The 7,351-nt window shown below is 61.0% G+C and carries 8 protein-coding genes; 5 read left to right on the top strand and 3 right to left on the bottom strand.

The genetic code is table 11. The features are described 5' to 3' along the window. A partial coding sequence (locus ACPYOJ_RS13250) for a phytanoyl-CoA dioxygenase family protein (protein ID WP_481416656.1) occupies window positions 1-950 on the top strand: 950 nt, incomplete at its 5' end. 110 nt (window positions 951-1,060) lie between these two features. Here the strand turns inward: ACPYOJ_RS13250 and ACPYOJ_RS13245 are convergent. Then, on the bottom strand, window positions 1,061-1,639 hold the full coding sequence (locus tag ACPYOJ_RS13245; protein ID WP_481416655.1) for a type 1 glutamine amidotransferase family protein: 579 nt from the start codon (window positions 1,637-1,639) through the stop codon (window positions 1,061-1,063). 35 nt (window positions 1,640-1,674) lie between these two features. After that, entirely contained in the window at window positions 1,675-2,169 is a 495-nt protein-coding gene (locus ACPYOJ_RS13240; RefSeq protein WP_481416654.1) for an N-acetyltransferase family protein, read from the bottom strand. A gap of 528 nt (window positions 2,170-2,697) precedes the next feature. Between ACPYOJ_RS13240 and ACPYOJ_RS13235 the strand changes: the two genes are divergently transcribed. The 4 genes from ACPYOJ_RS13235 (at window position 2,698) to bla (ending at window position 6,665) form a co-directional block, all read left to right on the top strand. Further along, complete coding sequence (locus tag ACPYOJ_RS13235) at window positions 2,698-4,290, top strand: phospholipase D-like domain-containing protein (protein ID WP_481416653.1); 1,593 nt, start codon at window positions 2,698-2,700, stop codon at window positions 4,288-4,290. 156 nt (window positions 4,291-4,446) lie between these two features. Further along, the gene (gene dmeR, locus ACPYOJ_RS13230; protein WP_168828820.1) at window positions 4,447-4,719 is read left to right on the top strand and encodes a Ni(II)/Co(II)-sensing transcriptional repressor DmeR; all 273 of its coding nucleotides are present in this window, start codon (window positions 4,447-4,449) and stop codon (window positions 4,717-4,719) included. A gap of 21 nt (window positions 4,720-4,740) precedes the next feature. Then, window positions 4,741-5,700, top strand: a complete 960-nt coding sequence (gene dmeF, locus ACPYOJ_RS13225) for a CDF family Co(II)/Ni(II) efflux transporter DmeF (RefSeq protein WP_481416652.1) — start codon at window positions 4,741-4,743, stop codon at window positions 5,698-5,700. 74 nt (window positions 5,701-5,774) lie between these two features. Then, window positions 5,775-6,665, top strand: coding sequence for a class A beta-lactamase (gene bla, locus ACPYOJ_RS13220; protein ID WP_481416651.1), 891 nt, complete (start codon window positions 5,775-5,777; stop codon window positions 6,663-6,665). Window positions 6,666-6,745: 80 nt separating this feature from the next. Here the strand turns inward: bla and ACPYOJ_RS13215 are convergent, their stop codons facing one another. Beyond that, window positions 6,746-7,240, bottom strand: a complete 495-nt coding sequence (locus ACPYOJ_RS13215; protein WP_481416650.1) for a hypothetical protein — start codon at window positions 7,238-7,240, stop codon at window positions 6,746-6,748. Window positions 7,241-7,351: the final 111 nt, after the last annotated feature.

Here is a 7,351-nt window from a genome sequence, read left to right as displayed (position 1 = left end):
TATCCCGCTCCAATGACCTTGAATCCGTCGCTCGCAAAGGCGGAAAGCTGCGCCGCATGGCGGTACGCATCCCGACCTATCTTGCCGACGTTCGGGAAAATCCGGCATGGTTGCCGATGTTCCTGTTGGCGCGCACCATACCGGGCCGCAGAGCTCACTGGCTTGCGGCCAAACAACCTCACGACAACGCCGATCTCCTGCCATCGATGTTTGAAGGCATCGAGTCGGCAGCCGTTGTCGATTCGTTGAAGGCGGAGGGGCTATTCTCCGGTCTTGTTCTTCCGGACGGCATTCACCGCGAAATCGCGAGATTCGCGAGCGAAACACCGTGCTTCGGTAACTTCGATCGCAGAATAGAATTTTTGGCTCCGCAGCACGGTGATACCGAAGAAAGGCACGGTCGACCCATTCTCAGCGGCCACCACTTCGAACGCGCGTTGGATTGCGAAGCGGTCCTTGCGGTCCAGCGCGATCCGCTGCTTTCGGCGGTCGCAAGACAATATCTTGGCGCCCAGGCCCAACTGATTACCACGCGCATCTGGTGGAGTTTTCCGACAAAGGCGAGCGAAGCGGACCGCAGCCTGGCATCGCTGGACAAATACCATTTCGACCTGGACGACTGGCGTATGCTGAAGTTCTTCTTCTACCTGGTCGATGTCGATGAAAACACCGGCCCGCATGTTTACGTCAAAGGGAGCCATAACCGCCGGCGGCTCAAACACCAGCTGACGCTTCTTGTCGGCCACCCGGCAGGTGAAATCCTCGATTTCTACGGACCGGACAACGCCGTGACGCTGACCGGAAAGGCGGGTCATGGTTTCGTCGAGGATCCTTTCGGCTTCCATATGGGAACCGTCGCAAAGGCGGCGCCGCGACTGATGATGGAAGTGGGATTTGGCGTGTCGAAACCTTCTCGCCGGCGGTTTCACGGCGAGCCCGTCATACGATGAATGAGCCTAAAGCATGTCTCCCGAAAGTGGGAACCGGTTCCGGGCGAAAGACATGCGTGAAAACAAAGAATTAAAGCGCGCTCAGCGAATCTAAAAGATCGCGACGCGCTTTAGGCCGCCTTCGGCTGATGTTCGGCGCCGAACATCAACAGATATTGATCGAGGTCTTCGTTGCGGAAATCCAGTGCCCGGTAGATTTCGGCGGCAAAGGTGGTTGGCGCCGAGCCGGGAGCGGTGACCACCATTCCGCCGCGCACCGCGGTCGGCACGTCGTTGTAATGCGCGTGTCCGGAGTAACCGGGCAGATCGGTGATGAAGCGCAAGGCGTTGCTCGTATGCGCGGCATTGTTCAGCGCACCCGCCCTGGCGAGCGCCAGCGTCGCTCCGCAGATCCCCGCGACCAGCTTGCCGCGCGCCATGAAATCGTCGATGACAGGCTTCAGATCCGGCGCTTTTTCGGTTTCCCATATCATGCCGCCGCAAAGCACGAGCCCGTCGAAAGCGTCGGCGCGCAGTGCTTCGGCCGCCGTATCAGGCGTCACGCGCAGGCCGCCCATGGAGCGCACTTCCGCACCGCCGGGCGACGCGGTCACCACGTCGAAACCGAACTCGGTGCGGGCAGAAGCCGTCAGCTGCCCGACCTCCCAATCCGCGAAAGCCTCCGTCAGAACCACTGCAAGCCGTGTCATGCAATCTCTCCCTCGTGAACCGGAACGGCAGGCGTTCAAGCCAGCGCCTGCATATAGCGCATGCCGGTCACCGGTCGAGGGGTGAAGTCCATATGCTGGTAGAAGCGATGCGCCTGGATGTTCCCGGTCGCGGCGCTGACCGAAAGGTAGTCGCAGCCGGCAGTCTTCGCCATTTCGCGGGCGCGGTTGACGAGATGGTGGCCAATACCGTGGCCGCGATGGCCGTCGCGGACGAAGAGGTGATGCAGGTCCATGCCGCGCTTGCCTTCCTGCGCCCTGTAGAGCGGTACGAGGATCGCGTAGCCAATCAGCCCGTCGGTGGTTTCGGCGACCAGCGCGGTAATCCAGGGAACGGGGCCGAAGAGGTCGCGCTCCAGCTGTTCCGGCGTCGCCATGGCCGCATCGCCATGATGGGCGGCAAGCAGGGCGATCATGTCGTTGAGTGCGGGCAGGTCCCGCGGCTTTGCCGCGCGGATGGTGACCACCGGCGGGCGGATCAGTGAGACTTCGCTGTCTTCGATTTCAATCATGGCCTTCGCGTCCTATCTGTGTTCTGCCGTCAGGACGCTGCCGATACAACAAAGCCGCCTGACGGCGGCTTGTTGACAATATGATCTGTCGGCCGCCCCTTACAGGTACAGCCAAAAATACGAGCGGGAGTGATGCGCGTTCTTGATCATGTGCGATAGATTCTCCAGAACGGACCGTTTGTCAATGGGGTGTCATCAACGATGGATACTGTCCGTTAAGTTGTGTAACGTGGCAACGCAGCTTTATGTAGAAATCTCATTTTCCAGACGAACGCTTTTACGGAGGGGAATCATGCGTTTCGTTTCCAAGGAAGTTGACGGATATCGCATTTTCGCAGTTACCGGCGTCAACACCGTCTCATTCGCGATCGACTATGAGAACGCCGATACGAAAGGCCTCTTGGGTTTCGCGGTCGAGCGATACGACCCAACGGAAAATCAGCGCTATTTCGTCTACGGCATGAGGTCTTCGCGAGCGTCATCCAGCAGCCGGACGAGAAGACGATCGTCACCACCTACGATCATCCGGTGCAGAGTTTCGTCTGGGACGATTTCACCGCGAAGCCCGACCGGCGCTACGAATATTTCTTCTACCCGCTGAAAGGCGAGCCGAAGAACATCGACCGCAGCGCGCCGCCCGTGAAGATCGTCGTCAAGACGGAGCCGCTTTTCACAGATCTCGAGCACGACATCTTCTTCAACCGCGGCGTCGCCAGCAGCCAGGCCTATCAGCGCCGTTTCGGCAACCACAAGCCTGACGATCTGAAGCCGGCGGAGAAGCGTCTTGAAGCGTTGCAATGGCTGAGCCGCGACCTCGACGAGGCGCTTTTCAGGTTTATCGATCAGGCGCAGGCCGGCGATACGCTCCTCGGATGCTTCTACGAATTCCGCTACCTGCCGGTCGCCGAACGTCTCAAGGCCGCCATCGATCGCGGCGTCACCGTCAAGCTCATCCTCGACGCGAAGATCAATGAATACACCGACAAGAAGGGCAAGTTCCATCCAAGCTTTCCGCGCGAGGACAACAAGGCTACCGTCGAAAAGGCCGGGTTGCCTGCAGCGGCGATTGCCCGCTGGCGGGAAAACAACCCGAACAACATCCAGCACAACAAGTTCCTGGTCCTGCTGAAAGGCGCCGCGCAGGAACCAAAGGAAGTCTGGACCGGCTCGACCAATATGTCGATGGGCGGCATCCATGGGCAGACGAATGTCGGCCATTGGGTGCGCAACACGGATGTTGCATTGGCCTTCAAAGCCTACTGGGAGATTCTCGTGGGTGACCCTGGGGCGGTCGAGGGCGAAACGAGACCCGTATCCGATGCCAAGCGCAAGGCCTATCGCGACGCCGTGATGGCGCTGGCGGTGGTTCCCGCGGACTGGGAGGATATTCCGGCCGGCGTATCGAGCGTTTTCAGTCCGCGTTCGGGAAGCAAGGTGCTCGACATGTATGTCGACGCACTGGATTCCGCCACCGATTATGGCGGCATCACGCTTGCTTTCGGCATAAATAAGAAATTCAAGGCTGCACTTGTCGACAACACCGCAGCCAACATGCCGCAGCGTCCCGTGCTCTTTCTGCTTCTGGAAAAACAGGACAAGCCCAATCCCCGCGCCAGCGATCCTTTCGTGCCGCTGAACGCGAAACAGAACGTCTATCAGGCCTGGGGATCGTTCCTGCGCGATCCGGTCTATCAGTGGACGCGGGAAACCAATGCGCGGGCGCTGGAGCTCAATCAGCATGTGGCCTACGTCCACTCGAAGTTTCTGCTAAAGGATCCGCTCGGCCCCGACCCGATCGTCATCACCGGTTCGGCGAATTTCTCTGAGGACTCCACCAACAGCAACGACGAGAACATGCTCTTGATCCGCGGCAGCGAACGCGTCGCCGATATCTACTTCACCGAGTTCAACCGCCTGTTCAACCACTATTATTTCCGGTCGATCCAGGAGGTCATGGCTGGGCGGAGCGATGGCCAGGCGAATGCTTCGGCCGACGGCAGCGCAAGCCTCTTTCTGGACGAGAGCGAAACCCGGGAGTGGCTGAAGAAATACAAGCCCGGCACGCTGCGCTGGAAGCGCGTGCAGGTGTTCACCAAAATGGCGGGTGCGAAGACGCTGTAGCGGGTTGACGGGCCGATTACCGGCGGCGCCATAGCGGTCGTTCTCCCCTTCTCCCCAGCAGCGGAGAAGGGGATATTGCCGCGGGGAACACGCAAGTTTCACTTCCCTTTTTCGGCTGAATATACTATACCCCCCTATATTAAATTGAAGGCTGCCATGTCCCACACGACCCACCAGAAGAAGAAGCTCATCGCCCGCGTCAGCCGCCTCAAGGGGCAGCTCGAGGCCGTCGAGAGGGCGTTGGAGGCCGAGCGTCCCTGCGGCGACATCCTGCAACTGCTGGCCTCGATCCGCGGCGCGCTGAACGGGCTGACGGGCGAGGTGCTGGACGATCACCTGCACGAACACGTGCTGCAGGCCGCCGACGAAGCGGCGCGGACACAGGCGGTCGGGGAAATTTCGGAAGTGCTGCGGACCTACATCCGCTGACGAGAATCGAAGGAGCGCGCGATGAGCGCACGAATGCTGGAACATGAACACGTCTTCCTCGGGGCCGACCACGAGCGCAACGAGCGCCGCGTCTGGTTCGTGATCGCCCTGACGGCGGTGATGATGGTCGTCGAAATCGGCGCCGGTACGTATTACGGCTCGATGGCGCTCGTCGCCGACGGCTGGCATATGTCGACGCATGCAAGCGCGCTTCTGATCTCCGCCGTTGCCTATCTCTATGCACGCAGGCAGGCGCGCAATCCCCGGTTTACCTTCGGCACCGGCAAGCTCGGCGATCTGGCGGGATTTGCGAGCGCCATCATTCTCGCCATGATCGCGCTGCTGATGGCCTGGGAGAGCTTCGTGCGCATCACCCATCCGGTGCCGATCAGCTTCGCGCAGGCCATCGGCGTTGCCGTCGTCGGTCTCGCGGTCAATCTTGCCAGCGCCTGGCTACTCAAGGACGACCACCATCACCATGGTCACGATCATGGTCACAGCCATCATCATGACCATCATCATCACGGCGATCACGCCCACCATGGCCGGGCATCCGACAACAATCTGCGCGCGGCCTACATCCATGTCATCGCCGATGCGCTGACCTCGGTGCTCGCCATTGCCGCGCTGTCTTTCGGCAGCATCTACGGCTGGCTCTGGCTCGATCCGCTGATGGGGATTGTTGGCGGCATTATCATCGCACAGTGGTCCTGGGGCCTGATGAAGTCCTCCGGCCGCGTGCTTCTCGATGTGATTGCCGATGGGGAAGATCTCCCCGACGAAATCCGCCAGGTGATCGAAGCCGGCGGCGACCGGATCACGGACCTGCATGTCTGGCAGGTCGGTCCCGGCCACCACGCCGCCATCGTCGCCGTCACAACCTCCGAGGCGCGCGAGCCCGCCTTCTATCGGGCGAAGCTGGAAGAGCTCCATGAGCTTTCGCATGTCACCGTCGAGGTCACCCAGCTGCAGGCGGCTTGATTGAGCGCATGTGACGACAAGGCGCCACAATCGGCGCCTAGCTCTTTGGCTGTTGATTCTGCCGGAGGGATTTCATGAAAGAATTTTCGATCCATCGCCGCACGCTTTTGGGTGCGGCGATGCTCGTTCCAGCACTGGGCCTTTCCCCTTTCGCCCGCGCTGCCGAGAGCGATGAGGACATCGACCGCCGATTTGCGGACCTCGAGAAGCGCACCGGCGGCAGGCTCGGCGTTTCCGTCATCGATACGGAGACGAATATCACGCTCGGCTTTCGCCAGACCGAGCGCTTCCCCATGTGCAGCACCTTCAAGGTCCTCGCTTCGGCCATGGTGCTATCACGCGTCGACAAGGGAGCGGAAAACCTCGAACGCCGGGTGATCTATGATCAAGGCAAGCTGGTTTCCTATTCGCCGGAGACGGAAAAACACGTCGGCGGCGAGGGCATGAGCGTCGGCGAGCTCTGCAAGGCGGCCATCACCCTCAGCGACAATACCGCCGGCAATCTGCTGCTGGAAAGCTTCGGCGGTCCGGAGGCGCTGACCAAGTGGCTGCGCTCGATCGGCGACAGCTCGACCCGCCTCGATCGCTGGGAGACGGCCCTCAACGAGGGAAAGAAGGACGACCCGCGCGACACGACGACGCCCGACGCAATGCTCGACACGCTCGGAAACGTCGCGCTCGGCTCGGTGCTTTCCGAGCCGTCGCGCGCAACGCTGATCGACTGGATGGTGGCAAGCACCACCGGCGGCGCGCGCCTGCGCGCCGGCTTGCCTGATGGCTGGAAGGTGGGGGACAAGACCGGCACCGGCTCCGGTGGCACGGCCGCGGACGTTGCCATCATCTGGCCGAACGATCGCGGTCCCATTCTCGTGACGGCCTACGTGGCGGAAGCAACTGCGCCGGTGAACGAGCTGAACCCCGTTTTTGCCGAGGTCGCGAAGATCGTCGCGAGCATGGCAGGATAATCAGGAAATTCAGAAAGATACGGCGGTGAGATGAATCTCCGCCGCATCGGCTTGAATCAAAATCTCAGGTGAAACCGAACTCAGGCGTTCTGCGCGTCCGTATTCGATGCGGTCTGCGGCACGTCCGAGGTTGCCGAATTGCTGTCGCCGCCGTCGATGCCGGTCAGCTCGCGCTTGATGGCGTCGGCGATCTGCTTTTCGACTGCGGCACGCTCTTCCGGCGGCATCGCCTTCAGGCTGTTCTCGTCGAGGCCGAGCTGGTCGAGGATCCGTTTGCGGATCATCTCTGCCGGCGACATGTTCGCATATTCCGAGAAGTCGCTGACAAGCTGGTCGTGACGCGCCTTCGCCTCGCGATCCGCGTCCGTTTCCTCGGCAATCGTCGTATCGCCCGCCGGCTGCATGTCCCACATGGCCTTGGAGAGGGAAGGCGGCGTATAGGCAGGCTCGGGACCGGCACCGCTTCGGGCAACACCCATGTCGAAATCCCCGCCCTGCTGGGTCTTGGACTGGCTCTGCTGCGCAAAAAGGCTGCCGAGCCCGTAATAGCTGGAAATGCTGTCTCCGATCTTCATGAAAATTGTCCCCTCGAAAAATTTCGAGGGAAGATTGTACCCGCGAGCCTGCCCGGAGCTTGCGTGCGACGCCGGAGCGGCAGAAAGCGGCGATCTCTTCCCTCGACGGGA

This window comes from Rhizobium sp. SVR5-9E (assembly GCF_056755095.1).
This window is presented reverse-complemented; position numbering and strand designations above follow the sequence as displayed.